16 protein-coding genes and 3 pseudogenes are annotated in these 16,835 nt (G+C 62.4%); 6 read left to right on the plus strand and 13 right to left on the minus strand.

Annotation, left to right across the window (positions count from 1 at the left end; all coding sequences use genetic code 11):
• Positions 1-136: 136 nt before the first annotated feature.
• Positions 137-479 (minus strand): annotated as a pseudogene (locus AB9K34_RS04500) (IS5/IS1182 family transposase); the annotation flags it as partial.
• Between AB9K34_RS04500 and AB9K34_RS04505 the strand changes: the two are divergent.
• The 3 genes and pseudogenes from AB9K34_RS04505 to AB9K34_RS04515 all read left to right on the plus strand — a co-directional run.
• A pseudogene (locus tag AB9K34_RS04505) lies at positions 421-1,325 on the plus strand (ISKra4 family transposase); the annotation flags it as partial. The pseudogenes AB9K34_RS04500 and AB9K34_RS04505 sit on opposite strands and share 59 nt — an antisense overlap.
• A 348-nt stretch (positions 1,326-1,673) precedes the next feature.
• The gene (locus AB9K34_RS04510; RefSeq protein ID WP_369953278.1) at positions 1,674-1,901 is read left to right on the plus strand and encodes an AbrB/MazE/SpoVT family DNA-binding domain-containing protein; all 228 of its coding nucleotides are present in this window, start codon (positions 1,674-1,676) and stop codon (positions 1,899-1,901) included.
• Positions 1,891-2,286: a PIN domain-containing protein gene (locus AB9K34_RS04515; RefSeq protein WP_369953240.1), complete on the plus strand. Its 396-nt coding sequence runs from the start codon at positions 1,891-1,893 to the stop codon at positions 2,284-2,286. The genes AB9K34_RS04510 and AB9K34_RS04515 overlap by 11 nt, the downstream gene beginning before the upstream one ends.
• 29 nt (positions 2,287-2,315) lie before the next feature.
• Here the strand turns inward: AB9K34_RS04515 and AB9K34_RS04520 are convergent, their stop codons facing one another.
• The 6 genes from AB9K34_RS04520 to AB9K34_RS04545 are packed head-to-tail and all read right to left on the minus strand — an operon-like array spanning position 2,316 to position 7,607.
• The gene (locus AB9K34_RS04520) at positions 2,316-3,254 is read right to left on the minus strand and encodes a 2Fe-2S iron-sulfur cluster-binding protein (RefSeq protein WP_369953241.1); all 939 of its coding nucleotides are present in this window, start codon (positions 3,252-3,254) and stop codon (positions 2,316-2,318) included.
• Positions 3,255-3,258: 4 nt separating this feature from the next.
• Positions 3,259-3,726, minus strand: a complete 468-nt coding sequence (locus tag AB9K34_RS04525; RefSeq protein ID WP_369953242.1) for an MOSC domain-containing protein — start codon at positions 3,724-3,726, stop codon at positions 3,259-3,261.
• Positions 3,723-4,382 carry a glutathione S-transferase family protein gene (locus AB9K34_RS04530; RefSeq protein ID WP_369953243.1) on the minus strand — a complete coding sequence of 220 codons (660 nt, stop codon included), beginning with the start codon at positions 4,380-4,382 and terminating at the stop codon, positions 3,723-3,725. The genes AB9K34_RS04525 and AB9K34_RS04530 overlap by 4 nt, the downstream gene beginning before the upstream one ends.
• A 12-nt stretch (positions 4,383-4,394) precedes the next feature.
• Complete coding sequence (locus AB9K34_RS04535) at positions 4,395-6,017, minus strand: TRAP transporter large permease subunit (RefSeq protein WP_369953244.1); 1,623 nt, start codon at positions 6,015-6,017, stop codon at positions 4,395-4,397.
• Between the two features lies 1 nt (position 6,018).
• Positions 6,019-6,513: a TRAP transporter small permease subunit gene (locus tag AB9K34_RS04540; RefSeq protein ID WP_369953245.1), complete on the minus strand. Its 495-nt coding sequence runs from the start codon at positions 6,511-6,513 to the stop codon at positions 6,019-6,021.
• A gap of 5 nt (positions 6,514-6,518) precedes the next feature.
• Complete coding sequence (locus AB9K34_RS04545; protein ID WP_369953246.1) at positions 6,519-7,607, minus strand: TRAP transporter substrate-binding protein; 1,089 nt, start codon at positions 7,605-7,607, stop codon at positions 6,519-6,521.
• 146 nt (positions 7,608-7,753) lie between these two features.
• Between AB9K34_RS04545 and AB9K34_RS04550 the strand changes: the two genes are divergently transcribed.
• Positions 7,754-8,305, plus strand: coding sequence for a helix-turn-helix domain-containing protein (locus AB9K34_RS04550; protein ID WP_369953247.1), 552 nt, complete (start codon positions 7,754-7,756; stop codon positions 8,303-8,305).
• Between the two features lie 405 nt (positions 8,306-8,710).
• Here AB9K34_RS04550 and AB9K34_RS04555 read toward each other — a convergent pair whose 3' ends face one another.
• From AB9K34_RS04555 to AB9K34_RS04580, 6 genes are read right to left on the minus strand one after another with little or no spacing between them, the layout of a single operon-like run.
• Positions 8,711-9,919 (minus strand): four-carbon acid sugar kinase family protein, encoded by a 1,209-nt coding sequence (locus tag AB9K34_RS04555; protein ID WP_369953248.1) that lies wholly within the window; start codon positions 9,917-9,919, stop codon positions 8,711-8,713.
• A complete protein-coding gene (locus AB9K34_RS04560) occupies positions 9,919-11,187 on the minus strand; it encodes a RuBisCO large subunit C-terminal-like domain-containing protein (RefSeq protein WP_369953249.1) in 1,269 nt (422 codons plus the stop codon). Before AB9K34_RS04560 ends, AB9K34_RS04555 begins: the two co-directional genes overlap by 1 nt.
• Entirely contained in the window at positions 11,184-11,723 is a 540-nt protein-coding gene (locus AB9K34_RS04565) for a VOC family protein (RefSeq protein ID WP_369953250.1), read from the minus strand. Before AB9K34_RS04565 ends, AB9K34_RS04560 begins: the two co-directional genes overlap by 4 nt.
• Before the next feature lie 10 nt (positions 11,724-11,733).
• Complete coding sequence (locus AB9K34_RS04570; RefSeq protein ID WP_369953251.1) at positions 11,734-13,011, minus strand: TRAP transporter large permease; 1,278 nt, start codon at positions 13,009-13,011, stop codon at positions 11,734-11,736.
• Positions 13,008-13,541 (minus strand): TRAP transporter small permease, encoded by a 534-nt coding sequence (locus AB9K34_RS04575; RefSeq protein WP_369953252.1) that lies wholly within the window; start codon positions 13,539-13,541, stop codon positions 13,008-13,010. Before AB9K34_RS04575 ends, AB9K34_RS04570 begins: the two co-directional genes overlap by 4 nt.
• Positions 13,541-14,557, minus strand: coding sequence for a TRAP transporter substrate-binding protein (locus AB9K34_RS04580; protein ID WP_369953253.1), 1,017 nt, complete (start codon positions 14,555-14,557; stop codon positions 13,541-13,543). The genes AB9K34_RS04575 and AB9K34_RS04580 overlap by 1 nt, the downstream gene beginning before the upstream one ends.
• A 202-nt stretch (positions 14,558-14,759) precedes the next feature.
• Here AB9K34_RS04580 and AB9K34_RS04585 point away from each other — a divergent pair, with 202 nt between their 5' ends.
• Both AB9K34_RS04585 and AB9K34_RS04590 read left to right on the plus strand, forming a co-directional pair.
• Positions 14,760-15,749, plus strand: coding sequence for a LacI family DNA-binding transcriptional regulator (locus AB9K34_RS04585; RefSeq protein WP_369953254.1), 990 nt, complete (start codon positions 14,760-14,762; stop codon positions 15,747-15,749).
• Between the two features lie 120 nt (positions 15,750-15,869).
• Positions 15,870-16,412, plus strand: a pseudogene (locus tag AB9K34_RS04590) (IS5 family transposase); the annotation flags it as partial.
• Positions 16,413-16,835 lie beyond the last annotated feature (423 nt).

Raw genomic sequence — 16,835 nt, forward strand, 5'->3', positions numbered from 1 at the left:
TCCTTCACGACCTTCTCGGCGGGCTCTTTCTGCGTTCCGGGTTTCTGTATCATCTCCACTCCTTGGCGGTTACGATGAGCCAGAAACCCTCCGTTACGAAATCAAATCAGATGTTCCAAAGGTGCTGACGGGGGACAAGCGCGGCGAAGATTGCGTCCCCCCTCGGGTCCCTTGAGCGGGCATCTGGTCAGGCGGCCGTCGTTTTTCATATGCCCTATCATGGGTTCGATTGCACTGCGCCGTCGAAGGAGCTTTGCGATGGTTCGGGTGACGCCGCGCCGGGCGCCGGTCATGAAGACCTTCACATGCTCCACGCCATGGCCCCGGTACCTGCGGTTGACTAAGGCAAGGTCCGGTCTCTGGTCGGTCAGGATTTCGACCTGCTCCAACGCCTCGTGCAATGTGTGACCGTCATGAGGATTGCCCGGCAGCGCCCGCATCCCGACCACGAAGCCGCCCTGGTTGGTGGTGGCGACGCTGGGCAGGATTGTCGAAGAAATCAGTGATCGTGAACAATCGGTCCCTGCAGTCGGTGTCGGGGCACCATCGCCGCCGCTAACCGTCTTCCTGGACGGAGCGCATATTCGCTGCCGGCCAGATTATCAGAAGCGGCACCTAGACCTTTTGGTTGGGAGAATCGAAAGCCCCGATAGGAGCCGCCGCTTCGGCCTCGCGCAACAAGCCGTTCGATCTCCGGCCAAAGAACTCCGGCAGGTTCTATGCACGTTAGGATGGGACGACCATCACCCTGTCACCGTCATCTCCGACGGGGAAACCGCGCTTCCAAATCTGGTTCGCCGCGCCGTTCGAGGGCCCGTCCGTCACATCCTCGACTGGTGGCATATCTCAATGTGAGTTCAACATGTCGCGAACGCCGTCAAAAGGCTTTGCAGGCGGAGAATTTTCCGGGGATGCCGGAACTCTTCAAACGCCCATCGGAAACATTGCGATGGTGCCTGTGGCACGGGAAAATCATGACAGCTGGTACACGTCTTCAGTGCCTGATGATCGATTGCTCCAGACTCTCCAAAGAAGACGCCGTGGTACGCGAGGCTGCTGCACGATTCTGCGCGCGTTGTCGCGAACTGTACTCCTATCTGGCAAACAACTGGGATGCATTGACCAAATACAGCTGGCGGCACCGGAATCGTTTTTCGATTTCATCCTCCCGCGCCGAGGGCTGTGTCGACGATATCGGAAACGCTCGTATGCGAAAATCTCGCAGGATGCGATGGTCTCCGAAAGGCGCTCACCGCGTGGTCGTCACCAGAGCTGCCGTTCTCGACGGTCGGTTGGCTGTCTCGCACAGTAAACTGGCCGCCTAACCGCCAGGTTTTGCCCACTCCCAACCAGAAGCCTTTGATCCGCGACAAATCTTCGATGTTCAACATGGAAATGAACTACCCGGACGCTACGACGTCGGCAACATGACAAAGCCGGGGCTCGGATCAGCCGTGGCGGATTGCCTTGTCGACATGCTCCGCATCAAATTCGGCAAGCACGGCGTGCCATACAGGTTCGTCGAAGTCGGCCAGCCCGCAGCGCTTTATGCCCACAATCGCTTGGACGTCGAGGGCGAACTGCTGGAGCTGAGTGGACCGGTTCAGGGACTTGTCATCTGGTCGTGGTGGATATACATATTCGGGCGTATATCCATACCGGGAGAGGTCCAGATGCAAGTTGCCAAATGGGGAAATTCCCTTGCCGTCCGGCTGCCTGTCGAGCTTGTGCGCGAACTCGGCCTGAAGGAGGGTGACCAGATCGACCTTGTAAAGGGCGACGGGGCGGTCGTGGTCAGGCGCGAGCCGCGCGCTGATGAAATCCTTCAGCGCTTGCGGCGTTTCCGGGGCAAGCTGCCCGGGGACGCGCGGCTGAGCCGCGACGCCGTGCATGAGCGCTGAATTCGCCGACACGAACGTCATTCTCTACCTGCTCGATGACGGACCGAAGGCGGACAGGGCCGAGGAAATCCTCGCTCAGGGGCCGAGGATCAGCGTGCAGGTTCTGAACGAGACATTGGTCAATTGCCGCAGGAAGGCAGGGCTTGGCTGGGAGGATACCGGCGCTTTCCTTGCCGGGATCGAAACCCTGTGCCCGGTCGAACCGCTGACGGTGCAGACCCATCAGGTCGGCCGTGCTCTGGCGGAAAGGTACAGGCTGTCGGTCTACGACGCGATGATAGTGGCGGCCGCGCTGATTGCCGGCTGCACGACGTTGTGGAGCGAGGACATGCATGACGGGCTGGTCTTTGAGGACCGGCTGCGGATCGTCAATCCGTTCGCCTGATTCCGGCCTGGCGCGCATGTCGGGGGGTGTCAGAGATCGAGCGTCAGACGCGCTCCCGCGCTACCTGAGACGCAGGGCGTGATCCATTCCGTCCGGTCCCCCGGTTTCATCGTCAGGTCGCGGTGAATGGGCGTGCCAGCCAGCCAGCGGCATTTGCAGTCCAGGCAGACACCGCCCTCGCAAGAGGCGGGAACTTCGACCTCGGCTGCCCGCAGCGCCTGCAGCATGGTCTGGCCGGGGGCCACGGCAACAACCTTGCCAGACCTTGCGAGTTCGACTTCGTAGGCGGGATCGGCGCCAGCGGCGACACCGAAATGTTCGACATGGAGTCGCGGACCGAGGGTGCCGGCCTGGCGCTCGACAGCCTCCAGCATGCGGGTCGGGCCACAGCAATAGAGGTGATCGTCGCCGCTCAGCGTGGTGACGAAGGTGTCTAGGTCGAGACGCGCGCCGGTTTCGCTGAAATGAAGCTGCAACCGATCGCCCAGCTCCAGTTCCTTCAGCATCGCGGCAAAGCTGGCCTTGTCGGCGGAGCTCGCGCAGTAGTGCAGCACGAAGCGCTGGCCGGATTCTCGAAGCCCCGGCAGGGCCGAAAGAAAGGGCGTGATGCCGATGCCGCCAGCGACCATGACCAGCGGTGCATCGGCCTCTATCGCGAAGGTATTGCGGGGCAGAGAGACCAGCAGCTGGTCACCGACCTGCACCGCGTCGTGGAGCTCGCGCGATCCGCCGCGGCCATCTTCCTCGCGCTGGACGGCGATGGTATAGGTGTCGTTCCGCGCCGGGTCCCCGGACAGGGAATACTGACGGATCAGGCCGGAGGGAAGGTGCACGTCGATATGGGCACCTGCGGTGAAGGGCGGCAGTTCCCAGCCATCGGGGTCCTGCAGGTGAATAAGGCGCACACGCGGATCGATTTGGTCGATCCCAGTCACACGGGTGGTGACGCGGTGGATGCTCTTGACCATGTTCCTACTCCGGTTCGATGACGTCGCCGAGGTGTATGTGCCCACCCTTTACGATCTTCGCGTTCAGCCCGGCGCGGTGCAGCAGGACCTCGTAAATCTCCAGCCCTGTGATCTGCTCGATATGGCGGCAGGGTGTCGTCAGGCGCGTCGCCTCGACCACGCAGTCCCCCACGCGAAACCGCCGACCCACGAGATGGTTGAGCGGCACGCCCCTCGTGGTCACGTTCCTGCGGTGCTGTTCGGGCCGCAGCACGATGTCGTGGTCGCGTTCCAACGCTTCCAGCGTTTCAACCTCGAAGAAGGTGATCTGGCGGCCTTCCTCGGGTCGGTCGGAATGGAAGGCTTCGTTCATCGAGTGGCGGTCGCCTTCGATGCCAAGACCCTCGATCAATTCCAGCGATTCCATGTTGCGCATCGGCAGGAAGGACCGTGGCGTGACATGGAGCCCTTCGACTTTGCCCGTGAATGTCATGCGTAGGCCTCCTTGCTGTCCCGGTACGTGTGGGCCATTGCCGGGGCGCCTTTCAGGGGGCGGTAGCCGGGCAGGGCGCGGATGCGTTCCAGCCACGCGATCACCGCCGGGTAATCGTCCAGCGGCAGCTTCCCGTCCCGCGCGATGGCGACATAGGGAAAGACCGCGATGTCCGCGATGGTCGGGCGGCCCAAGCATAGCCAGTCATGGCTTTGCAGCCAGCCGTCGAGCCGGGCAAGCACCTTGATACCTGCGGCGGTTGCGAGGTCGATGTCGATGCCTTTCTCTTTGGTCAAGTGCCACAGGCGTGCCATCTGCGGGCCGTTCGAGACCTCCTTGGTGGCAAAAGACAGCCATTCGGCGATCTTTGCCATGCCAAGCGGCGTTGTATCTGCCCATTGCGGCCCGTACTTTGCCGCGAGGTAGACGAGGATGGCCTGGCTGTCGGCAATCGTATCCGCCCCGTCGCGCAGGACCGGAACCTGCTGCATGTGGTTCATCCTAGTGAAAACGGGTTGCTTCGTCGCGCCGTTCAACACATCGACGAATTCGGTTTTGTAGGGCAGGTCCAGACAGGCCAGCATCATGTGGACCTTTTGGCAATTGGCGGACATGGGATGATCGTAGAGCACACGATGGGGCTGCGTTGATGTCATGCGAAACTCTTCCTAGTCGAACAGGTGGTTGAGGGATTGCGAGCCCTGGTCCCCTGTGGCCGGGGTGCCGGGGGTGATCACGATCTCGCCGGGTGCCAGTGACTGCACGGGTTCCGGCAGGATCAGGTCGGGGAAGGCCAGCAGCAGACCGATGACGCAGACGTTCATCGCGATGAACGGCAGCGGGCCAAGGTAGATGTCGCCGGTCGATATGCCCTGCCTCCCCGGCCCCGGCGGGTCCACGACAGAGCGCAGGTAGAACAGCGCGAAGCCGAAGGGCGCGGTCAGAAAACTGGTTTGCAGGTTGATCGAGATCAGAATGCCGAACCACAGCAGGTCCACGTCCAGTGCGGCGGCCGTCGGCAGTAGAAGCGGCACGACGATGAAAGCGATCTCGAAGAAGTCGAGGAAACAGCCGAGGATGAAAATCAGCACCATGGAAAATATGATGAAACCCATACGTTCTCCCGGCAGCATCATCAGGAGCCCGTGCAGCCAACGGTCCCCGTCCAGACCGTAGAAGGTCAGACTGAACAGTCGCGCACCGATCAGGATGAAGTAGACGAAGATGGTCAGCTGCGCGGTACGGCGCAGGGCATCTGTCAGGGCGCTGCCGCCCAACCTGCCGCGCGCGAGGGCCAGCAGCATCGCGCCGACCGCGCCCAGCGACCCGCTTTCGGTCGGGGTGGCGATTCCCAGAAAGATCGTGCCGAGGACGAGAAAAATCAGACCCAGCGTGGGGACGATGGCATGGACGGTCCGCCGCGTCAGCGGGGTGCAGTAATGCCCCGCGAGAACGGTTGCCAGCATCAGCGCGCCCGCGCCGATTGCCACGGCAAACATGAGACGCCCGGCATCGGTCCCGAACAGGTCGATCGAGTGATAGGTAACGTATCCCGCAGCCGTGCCGAACAGGATCATGCCGACGAGGCTGAGGTAATCCTGTCGACGCACATTAGCACCCTGCATTGCGGGCATGGTGCGGGAAAAGAACAGGGCGACGGCTGCGATGAATACGACGTAAAGCCCGATCATCATGGCCGAAGGCACCAGCGCTGCATGATACATGTCGCCCACCGGCTTGCCGATCTGGTCCGCCATGACGATCAGCACCAGCGACGGCGGCACGATCTGGGACAGGGTCCCGGCGGAGGTGACCGTGCCCGCCGCGATCCGGTGATCGTATCCCGATCGCATCATGATCGGCAGGGCGATCAGCCCCATCGTCATGACCGAAGCCGACACGACGCCGGTCGTGGCACCCATGATCGTGCCGACCAGGATCACGGCAAAGCACAACCCGCCGCGCAAAGGACCGAACAGCTTTGCCACCGCGCCGAGCAGGTCTTCGGCGATGCCGGTTTTTTCGAACAGCGCGCCCATCAGGGTGAAGAACGGCACCGCCAGCAGTGTGTCATTGCTGATGATGCCGAAGATGCGGTCCGGCTGCGCATTGAGCATCGGCCAGGATAGCGAGATGATGTCCGGCGTCAGGCTGTCGAACAGCACACCGATGGCAAAGAAGACAAGTCCGCCCGCAGCCAGTGTGAAGGCGACCGGGTAGCCCAGCAGCAGCAGGCCCATGACGACGAAGAACATGAGCGGTGCGAGGTTGTGCGCGATCAGGTCCAGCATGTCAGTCCCGCGAAAGTGCGCGGATCGCGTGGTGAATCTGGGCGAACGCCTGCAGCAGCAAAAGCACGAATCCCAGCACGATGATGCCCCGCATCGGCCATACCAGCAGCCCGCCGTAGCTCAGCGAGCCTTCATTCTGTACCCATGACCTCACGAAGAAGGGCCAGGACAGGACGACCATACCCGCAGCGAAGGGCACGAGCATCAGGAGGTGACCCAGCAATTCTGTCCATTTGCGGACGCGGAGCGGAAACTTCGCCGAGAAGACTTCGATGCGGACATGAGCGTCCTCTCGCAGCACCCAGGCTGCGCCCAGGACGACCATCGTTCCGACGAGGTACCATTGCAGTTCGAGAAATGCGTTGGAGCCGATGGAAAAGAACTTGCGGGCCAGCGCATTGCCTGCGCTGACCAACACCGAAAGCAGCAGGAGCCAAATCGTCGCCTTTCCGATGACCGTGTTCAGGCGGTCGATGCAACGGGCTGCACGATCCACGAGGTTCAGCCGCGGTTGCCCGCGAGGAATGTCTGGGCCGCACCGTCGTTGACCGATGACCACAGGATCTGGTCGTCCCGAAACGCCTTCCATTTGTCGTGGATGTCCTTGAACCGCGCGTCTTTCGACGCTTCTTCATCCAGCAGCTTTTGCGTCGCCGCCTGCATAGCAAGCATGATCTCCTCGCTCCAGGACCGCAGTTCGACGCCCGAACCGATCAGGCGGCGCAGGGCCTCGATGTTCAGCGAATCGTAGCGGGCCAGCATTTCGGTGTTCGCTTCGGCCGAAGCTGCCTGAAGCACCTGTTTGAAGGTCTCGGGCAGTTCGTTGTAGGCGTCCATGTTCGCGATCAGGCAGATCGAGGCGCCAAGTTCCAGCACGCCGGGCGCGTAGTAGTATTTGGCGACCTTTTGGAAACCGAGGCGTTCGTCGTCGTACGGGCCGACGAATTCGACCGCGTCGAGCGCGCCGCGCTCCATAGCGGGGTAGAGGTCCGAGCCGGGGATCGACTGCGGCACCGCGCCAAGTTCGGCAAAGACCGACCCGACCAGACCGGCCGCGCGGATACGCAGGCCCTTGATGTCTTCGAGCGTGTCGATGGGCTTGCGGTACCAGCCGCCCATCTGCGCCCCGGAGTTACCGGCCGCAAAGTTGATGACGTTGAACTCGGCATAGAGCTCGCGCATCATCTCAAGCCCGCCTCCCTGGCTGATCCAGGCATTGTGCTGGCGCGGCGACATGCCGAAGGGCACGCCGGTGTCGAACATCAGCGCGGGGTTCTTGCCGAGATAGTAGAAACCCGCGGTGAAACCCGCCTCTACCGTGCCGTTCTGCGCGGCCTCGAGCACCCCGAGCGGGGGCACGATTTCGCCGCCCGCATAGGGCGTGATTTCGAAGGCTCCATCGGTCAGCGCCGCGACCCGTTCTGCCAGGAATGTGGCGCCGCCATACAGCGTTGCAAGCCCGGTTGGAAAGGACGTGGGCATCCGCCAGCGCACCTTGGTGCTGGATTGGGCCAGTGCGGGGGTGGCCAGTGCCGACGCCGCAACGACGGGCAGCGTCGCGCTCCGCAGCAAGATATCTCTTCTTTTCATGATCTCGTCCCTGTAGTTTGCCCTATGTTGCCCAATGGACAACTTGTTGTCAATAGTGAAGCACGGTGCTAGACAGAAGGCCGAACCGCTTGCGGTTTGCGTGGATTGTCATCAATAATCCGAGCTGATCGCACAAAGGGCATCAGATGGGATCATCGATCGAACAGCAGAAACTGGCGGGCAGCCACGCCCGGACGCTGCGCGTGGGCAAGGGATTCACGCTCGACATATTGGCCGAGAAGCTGAAGCTGTCGAAAAGCCATCTGTCCCGCTTCGAACGTGGGGAAAAGGCGCTGTCGGTCACGTCGCTGCTGCGTCTTGCCGAGGCGCTCGAGACGACGGTCGGGCAGCTTTTCGGAGAGAAGATCGAAGAGGCCGATTACCACCGGTTGCGTGCCGGGGAGGCGAGGTTCGAACGCACCGGACCGGCCGAGGCCGCCTATCACTATGCGCTGCTGAGCGGCAAGGGCACGCACAGCACGTTCTTCATCAAGCTGGAGCGCGGCAGGAAACACGAAAGCCGCGCGCATCACGCCGGGCTCGAACTGCTGTACCTGCGATCCGGCACCATCCGCGTCACGCTCGCGGACAAGGAATTCGTGCTGAAGGAGGGCGATTACCTGGAATTCCCTGGAAGCATCCCGCACCTTGTCGAAAGCGTTTCCGAAGAGGCGACGTTCCTTCTGGTGATCGTCTGACGGCGATCACCGGCACTTTGCGGTTCAGGAGGTCGAGTGCCGGAGAGGGCAGAATCTAATCATAAGTTGCTTTTCCGGTAGCGCTTCATGATTTCGAGCACCGTGTCCTTGCTGATCGCAAGATCTCGGGCAGGAACCGGTGCCACTTGTCGCTGATGGAACGTATCTGCATCGCTGTGATCTACGTTGTAATCATACAGCAGGCAATCACCGCCAGCTTAATCTGAAAAACTCAGGCTCAAAGTTCGAATCCAGGCTTCTCCGAAATTGCGGACAACCGCGCGCGTGGTCTACTGCAACAAGATCGAAACCGACCAGCAGGGGCAGAGAGCTGCTCAAGTCACGCCAGATCCTGTCCAACCTTAGGGGAGGATTGACCCATCTGTCCGCCCTTCCCGCGCGGTCTTAGGACCTCGCCAAACCCAGGAAGCGATTGAACAAGGTTTCGTCGCCCATCTGCCCGCCCTTCAGCATCAGTCGCAGCCCGTCCAGTTGGTTTGCAGGATGTAGGACTCGGCAAAGTGCGACGCCGGGCGAGATTTCTTCCAAGAAGTCGATTGCAGAAAACTCCATCAATTCGCAGATGCGGCTGGATGTGTCTCCACCGGCTATCCCGAGCCAGCCGATGCGGGCATAGGCAAGAACCTCGCCAAGCAGGCCTGCCGACGCGTTGGCAAGTTCATCCGGTGTCATCCCGTAGTCGAGGTCGGGATCGGTGTGGAGCAGGACGGGGATGCCTTCGTCCAACGCAGAACAGGCCGTGTTGCTCAGGTCGGTGGGGGAGACGAAGTCAACAGGTAGTACAGGGATGCAACGGAACTCAGTCGCTGAGGCGACTTGAGCCTTCGTCACGGGCGAACGGCTTCCTGCGAAAACCAGCACCCCTTTGTGGGCGGGCGGCCTGGGAGGCTCCGTGTAGCCGGTGCCCGGTGTGCCTTTGGTCAAGACCTGCGCCACCGAGCTGGCGCCGATCAGCAGGCGGCGCCCCGCTAGCGGGGCGAGTGTGTTAGCGATAGACCGGATGTCCGAGGCATCGCGGACATCGAAGAGCGTGCGCAAGGGCAGGGCGACGGCTTCCTGTGACAGGCAAAGGTCCAGACCTTCAAGCCCCTGAGCAGCGAGCAGGCGGCGCAGGTCGGCCTCGGTCATCGGCGTGACCGGGTGATGCGCCATAACCGGGTGGCGGTCGATGCGGTGCACCACGCCATCCGCCGCCCAGGCGAAGAGTGTGCCGAAGACGCAATAACGGCCGAGGTTTGGCTGCCCGCCGATCACTGCGAGATGCTTTGGGGAAAAGCGGCGGGCCAGATCGTTCGCGATGGCCCCGATCGAGCCGATCATTGGCGAGGAGTCGAAGGTCGAGCAGACCTTGAGGTGGATCGTTTGCGGCGCCAGCGCTTCTATCGCCGGCCAGAGGTCGGCGATCACGTCCAGTGCCGCGTCGGGAGCCTGCGCCCGAAGCGACGTGGCAAACCCGATCGTGTCCAGTCCCGCGCAGTCCTCCGGTCTTGGCGGCTTCAGGAACAGCCGCGTGCGCCAGCCAGCGCTGGCGAAGGTCGCCAGCGTGTCCGAAGCTCCGGTGAAATCGTCGCCGATGAAGACGGCCCGCACCATCAGCGCTTGCCGAAGAAATCGATGGCTGCGGCGAGGGCAGGGCGTGTCTTGGTCGCGCTGGCCAGGGACTCGCCCGCGCTCAGGGCATCGTAGGCCTCGTGTAGCGAGGCGACACCGGACTCCGGCCCTTGCGGATGTGCAAGGATGCCGCCGCCGCACATGAACATGAGGTCCGGGCCCTGTGCGGCCTTCAGCGTTGCGGGCAGGGTGCCCGCCCATTGACCGGAGGAGAAGGCGGGCATGACACGGTCGTCGTCGCCCCCCTCGGACAGCGGCGCGAGGCAGGCGCGCGCAGCCTCGGTGACCTCCTCGGCGCTGTCGACGAATTTGCCGCCGATGCCGTGCACGTGCATGTGGTCGATCCCCGCGAGGCGGGTGAGCGCATGGTAGGCCTGGAAGCCCATGCCGAGGCGGGGATGGCGGCTCATCGCGCCGAACCCGTTGCGGTGGGCGTGGATCGCCAGCGGAGTGTGGGCGCGAAGAGTCTCCATGCCCGAGAGCCCGCACCAGTTGAGGCTGGCCATCACACAAGAACCGCCCTCGGCCGTCACCAGATCGGCATGGCGGCGCATGGCATCGGTCTCGTCGGTGATGTTGAAAGCCATCATCACCTGGCGGCCGGTCTTCTCCCGCCACTTGCGGATGACCGCCATTACGGCGGGGACGCGCCGGGTGATGGGCGCGATGTCGGGATTGGCGCAGACCTCGTCATCCTTGATGAAGTCGACGCCGGCGGCACAGAGGCGGTCGACCAACGCGGCGATATCCTCCGGGGTCATGCCGACGTTGGGCTTGATGATGGTGCCGAAGATCGGGCGACCCTGGACACCGGTCGTCGCGCGCGTGCCGGTTATGCCCTGTGCCGGAAAGCCATAGCGGGCGCGATAAGCGGCAGGAATGTCGAGCGAGAGCAGCTTCAGCCCGGTAATTTCGCCGATGTCATAGAGGTTGCCCGATACGGTCGAGGCCAGTGTCGCCAGGTTCTTGCCGATGTTGCCGGTAGGATAGGCGATGCGCACCCGCGACAGGTGGTACGGGCCGTTGACGTTCTTGCGGTCCAGGTAGGCCGAGGCGAGCGTCGGGGTGGCATCCTCGCCGAGCGGATCGACCGCGATTACCTCGGCTGCCGAACGCGCGTGCAGCTCGTCCGACTCTCCCGCGACACGGACAAATGTGCCGCTCGACTGTTCACCGGCCATGCTGGCGGCGACCTTTTCGGGCGGAAAAGGTGTTTCGAGCAGGTAGTCGGCGACGACGCGGTCCATCATAGCGAGCTCAAATCCGGGAAGGGTCGGATCGGATCGGATCCGTCCCAGCCCTCGGAGGCAGCGCGGATCATGCCGAACATCTTGCCCTTCGGCCCCATGACCTCGGAGAGCTCGATCACCGTGCCGGGATGATATTCTTCGGCGAAATAGGCGAAGCGGCCGTTCACGCCGACGCGGCCCGACATCTTCAGCGTGAATCCGCGTCCGATCATCATGGCCAGGTCGTCGTCGTATTGGGTGGTCCAGAAGGCGACATGCTGCAGCCCCCGCAGGCCCTTATCCTTGAAGTCCTGATACATCGAAGGGACGTCGTTACGCGTCTGGATCAGTTCCACCTGCATTTCGCCGGAATTGGCCAGTGCGACCGAGTTGTACGGCCGGTAGCTCTGGCCGTCGTAAAGGTAGTCCTCGATCGGCACCTGCGAGTTGTAGAACCATGGGCCGACGCCCATGACCTCGGACCAGTATTTAATTCCGGCTTCGATATCGTCCACGATATAGCCGAGCTGTCGGATGGGGCCGAGAAGGGTACTCATGAGAATTGTCTCACTTCATCAGGAGGTTGGGCAGCCAGGTCGACAGTCCGGGAAGGACAGAGACGGCCAGCAGCGAAAGGAATAGCGGGATGAAGAACGGCATCACCCCGGCGATGACACGGGTGATCGGCATCTTGGTTATGATCGACACCATGTATAGGCTCATGCCCACGGGCGGAGTCAGCAGGCCGATCATCAGATTCAGCACGAAAACGACGCCCAGTTGCAGCGGGTCGATCCCGGCGGCGGTCAGGGCCGGTGCGATGATCGGTGCAATGATCAGGATGGCGGCGATGCTTTCCAGCACCATGCCAACCACCAGCAGCAGGATATTGACCAACAGCAGCAGGACCAGAGGGTTGTCCGAGAGCGACAGCAACAAGGCCGAGGCCTTCATCGGTACCTGGTCGAGTGTCAGCACCCAGGCGAAGAGGGCGGCGGTCGAGACGATGAACAGGATGTTCGCGGTGGCCTCCACGGTCTCGCGCAGGGCGCTGAGCGTGGCGCGGAAGGCGAGACTGCGATAGATGAAGATGCCGATGAACAGCGCGTAGGCAACCGTCATGCCTGCCACTTCGGTCGGGCCGAACCAGCCCGACATCAGTCCGCCGATCAGCAGGACAGGCGCCAGAAGGGCAGGGAAGGACACGACAAACTTCTTTGCCACGTCGCCTATGGCCGGGCGCATGTCGTCGCGCGGCAGGTTCGAGACTCTGGCGATGATCGCCACCTGCGCCATCAGAAGCGCGGTGATCACGAGCGCGGGCACGATTCCGGCAAGCAGCAGCTGCACCGTCGAGACATTCGCAACCGACGCGTAGATGATGATCGGGATCGAGGGCGGGAAGATCGGACCGATGGTGGCGGCCGCGACTGTGAGGCCGGAGGCGAATTCCTTGCGGTATCCCTGCGCGGTCATCTGATTGATCTGCACCGCGCCGAGAGCTCCGATATCCGCCAGCGCGGCACCGGAGATGCCCGAGAAAATCAGCGAAACGAAGATGCTGACCTGCGCGACGGCACCGCGTATGCGGCCGAAGATCATGCGCACCAGGTCAAACAGATGGGTGGTGACTCCGATGGCGTTCAGGAGGCTCGCGGCCAGGATGAACAGCGGCACCGCCAGCAATGGGGAGCTGTCGAGCGCATTCAGGCTGCGCTGCGCCAGTACCGAGACCGGCAGGCCCTGCACAACGATGACAATCGCTGAGGACAGGCCCAGGCAGACCGCGATGGGCGCGCCACAGACAAGCAGCATGACGAAGAGGGCGAGAAGAAGGGAGGTCATTCAATCTGTCCGATTGGGTCGGTGCTATCCGCGAAGCCTGCCGAGGGGGTGCGTCCGCGCAGCAGGTTGGCCAGGCGATAGAGCGTGACAAGGCCCAGGAAGACCGAGCCGAGCAGGGCGAGCGAGTAGTAGAAATAGTTCGGCAGCTGCAGGGCAGGTGTCAGGAACTTTCCTGCACGCGGCAGGAATTGGGCGAACCCCCAGAGCAGCAGCCCGCAGAAGGCGAGAGTCGCTAGGTCCGAGATCAGGATAAGCCCGGTCTTGGCCCGTCCACCCAGCATGTCGGGCAGGATCGTGACCGCGACCAGTGCCTGCCGCCCGGCAAGCGCCGGAATGCCGACGAAGACGAGGCCGATGCAGCTGAACCGCGCAAGTTCGTCAGCCCACGGCAGACCAAGGTCGGCGAGGTTGCGGGCTGCGACCTGCAGAACGACCAGCCCGGCCATAAGCGCCAGCAGCGCCATGGCCAGCCAGATCCCGACAAGGGAAAGCCGCGCGAGGATCGTGCGGCTTTGACGTTCGTTGGCCATCAAGCGACAGCCGTGATCTTTTCGTAGAGCGGACCGAACTTGGCGCCGAAGCGTTCCTGCACCAGCTTGTTCACGCTCTCACGGAAGGCCTTGAGGTCAAGCCCGTCGGCCTCGCCGATCACAGTCATGCCGGCATCACGCAGGGTTTGCGTCTCGGCCGCTTCGTTGTCGAGGATCGCCTTGGTCGCCTTCTCGCGGGTTTCGTTGGCCGCCTTCTCGACGGCGGCTTTCTGTTCGGTGCTCATGCCCTGCCAGGTGTCCTCGTTCATCACGACGACCTCGGCGTTCGACATGTGGCCGGTCAGCATGAGGTGCGACTGGACCTCGTAGAGCTTGACCTTGAGCACCACGTTGACCGGGTTCTCCTGTCCCTGCACCACGCCGGTGGCCAGCGCGGTCGGCACTTCGGACCAGTCGACGGGAACGGCGACTGCCCCCATGCCCTCGACGGCGGTGGTGTAGATCGGGAAGGGCACAGCGCGGATCTTGACGCCGGCGAGATCAGCCGGGGACATGACCGCCTTGTTGCAGGTCAGGTTCCGCCGGCCAAAGTAATGGGCATAGATAACGCGGACGTTGGCAGCGGCGATCAGCCCTTCGTTCAGCTCTTGCATCACCGGAGAATTGACGTCCGTCACTTTCATGAGGTGATCGACGTCACGGTAGAGATAGGGCGTGTCGAGGGCTGCGAAAGGCTCGTAGAGCGATCCCAGGGCGCCGGCAGTGTTGTGCGAGAAGGCGATGGTGCCAAGCGATACAGCCTCGGCCAGTTCCTGCAGCTTGCCGAGTTGGCTGGCTGGGTAGACGTCGACCTTGATGTCACCGCCCGAAGCCGCGCCGAGCGCCTCGGCGAACCATTCGGCCTGCGCGCCGGCAACCGAGGCGGGCTCGTTGTTGTGGCCATAGCGCAAGACGGTCTGCGCACGGGCACGCAGCGGTAAGGCAGCGGTCACGGCTGCTGCGCCACCAAGCGCGAGAACGGAGCGACGGCCAAACGAAGCGTGTAATTTGGACATGGAATTCCTCCCTCAGAATCCTGATGTGTTTTGATGGGTTTTCACCATCTCCTCCCGACGCTGTAAGCAGATTTCTACAAAATGCGACGACTTGTTGACCAAAATAGATTTTGGCTCCATGCTGAGTCAAAATAAAACAGATGATGTTTTTTGAGGTGTTCTGATGTGTAGCGCGAGGGTTGCCGGAAATGGTCGCGCTCTGATGACCGACATTGCCGGTCGCGCCGGGGTGTCGCTTGCAACCGTCGACCGGGTAATAAACCGGCGCAAGGGCGTCAAGGAACGGACCCGCCAGCAGGTGCTGGAGGCCGCTTTGGAACTGGGGTTCCTGGGCGCGGACGAGATGGTCAGGTTCCGTGACCGTCGCGAAGCCAATATCGTCTTCCTGCTACCGGCGGGGACGAACCCCTATCTGCGCGATCTTGGCGACCATCTACGCCAGCGCGTGGCGCTGAGGGAAGAAGGCAGCCCGAGGGTGCGTTGTTTCTTCATCGAAGGCTTCAACGCAACCGCGTTGGCAGAGGCGATCCAGCGCAATGCCGACTGGGCCGATGGCATCGCGTTCTTTGCCATCGACCACCCGGCTGTGCGCGAGGCCGTGGCCGAGGTGGCGGCGGCGGGCGTTCGGCTGGTGACGGTGGTCTCGGATCTCGGGCATTCGGGATGCGATGCCTATGTTGGGCATGAGAACCGATCAGTCGGGAGAACGGCCGGGCTTTTGATCGGGCGCTTCATCGCCGAGCGGGAAGGGGCGGTGGCACTGGTCGCGGGGTCGCGCCATTACCGCGCGCATAGCGAACGCGAAGCGGGTTTCCTGTCGATCCAGGAGGAGATGTTTCCGCATCTACGTCTGGTGGGAATGCACGAGGGGCACGACGACAGCGGCCAAAACTATCGCCACACCATCGCGCTGCTGGATCAGAACCCCGACCTGCGGGGCATTTATAACGTTGGTGGTTCCTCGGGCGGGGTCGCGCGGGCATTGGCCGAGCGCGGGCGATCCGACGTGGCCTTAATCGGCCACGGGCTGACCAAGGACACCCGCAATGCGCTGGTCGAGGGCGTGATGGACGCAGTGTTCCATACGGATCCTGAAACACTGATCGACAGGGCAATCGGCGCGATTTGCCAGCCGGAGCGTCAGGTCTTGCCCATGAAGCTCGAGATCGTGTTTCGAGAAAATCTTCCCTAAAACGCCCCGCCGTTAACTTGAGACATACCCGGCAGCTCTGAAGGAGTTCCAGCTTTCTTGTGGCGAGTAGAGATAGCAGATTTGTGCGATGGTCTCGAACATGTCGGTGAATGTGCACGCGCCGAATGGAACGCGCGCAAGCATGGTGGCGCGAAACGGCGTGTCTGGCGCAAGATACACATCGGCATCAATGAAGAAACGCTGGAAGTCCGGGCGGTCAAGATGACGGGCGGCAACATTGTTGACGCGCCCATATTGCCAGAACTGTTGGACCGGAACCCGCTGGATCAGAAGATCGGTAGCGTCACCGTCGACGGCGCCTGTGACACCTGAAAGTGCCACGAAGCGATCGCGGCTCGCGGCGCCGCTGCCGTCATCCCACCCCGCACGAACGCCAGGCCCTGGAAACCGACGAGCCCGGGTGCCGTCGCGCGCAACGAAGCTTTGCGGGCCTCAAAGTACCTGGGTCGCGCGATCTGGCGAGGATGGTCTGGTAACCACCGCCGGAGCCGTGTCGGGTCCAGGATGAACTGCATCAAGCTGCTTGGTCAATCATTGATGGCTCGAGACTTCGATCGCCAGGTCGCGGAGCTGCAGGTCCGCATCGCCGTGCTGAACGGCTACACCGCGCTCGGCATACCCGTCACTGTTCCCATAGGATAAGTCCGTCCGGGGAAAGGGGGAGACCGGACCTCAGCCAATTTGTGCAACAAGGCCTGTTCAGCATGACGAAGAACTATTCAGCCGATGAGGCGCCAGCAGCCTGACAAAGCAGAGCAAGGCTGTCAACGTGAACGCCATCGCGCCGGGATATGTGGCCACGGACAACACGCAGGCGGTGCGCGACGATCCGGACCGATCCTTGGCCGCATTCCGCAGGGGCGCTGGGATCGGCCGCAGGACCTGGCCGGGCCGGTCGTCTTTCCGGCCTCCGCCGCCTCTGACCATGTGAATGACGCGCTGCTGGTCGTCGACGGCGGATGGATGGGACACTGAGAGAATGCCAATAATTTCGTTTTTCTTATTAATAGAAAAGAATCTTTAATTTGCGGAATGAGTTGGCATTGCACTACCCTGCGGCGGAGA

It is taken from the genome of Sedimentitalea sp. XS_ASV28 (assembly GCF_041224545.1).
Lineage (GTDB): Bacteria > Pseudomonadota > Alphaproteobacteria > Rhodobacterales > Rhodobacteraceae > Sedimentitalea.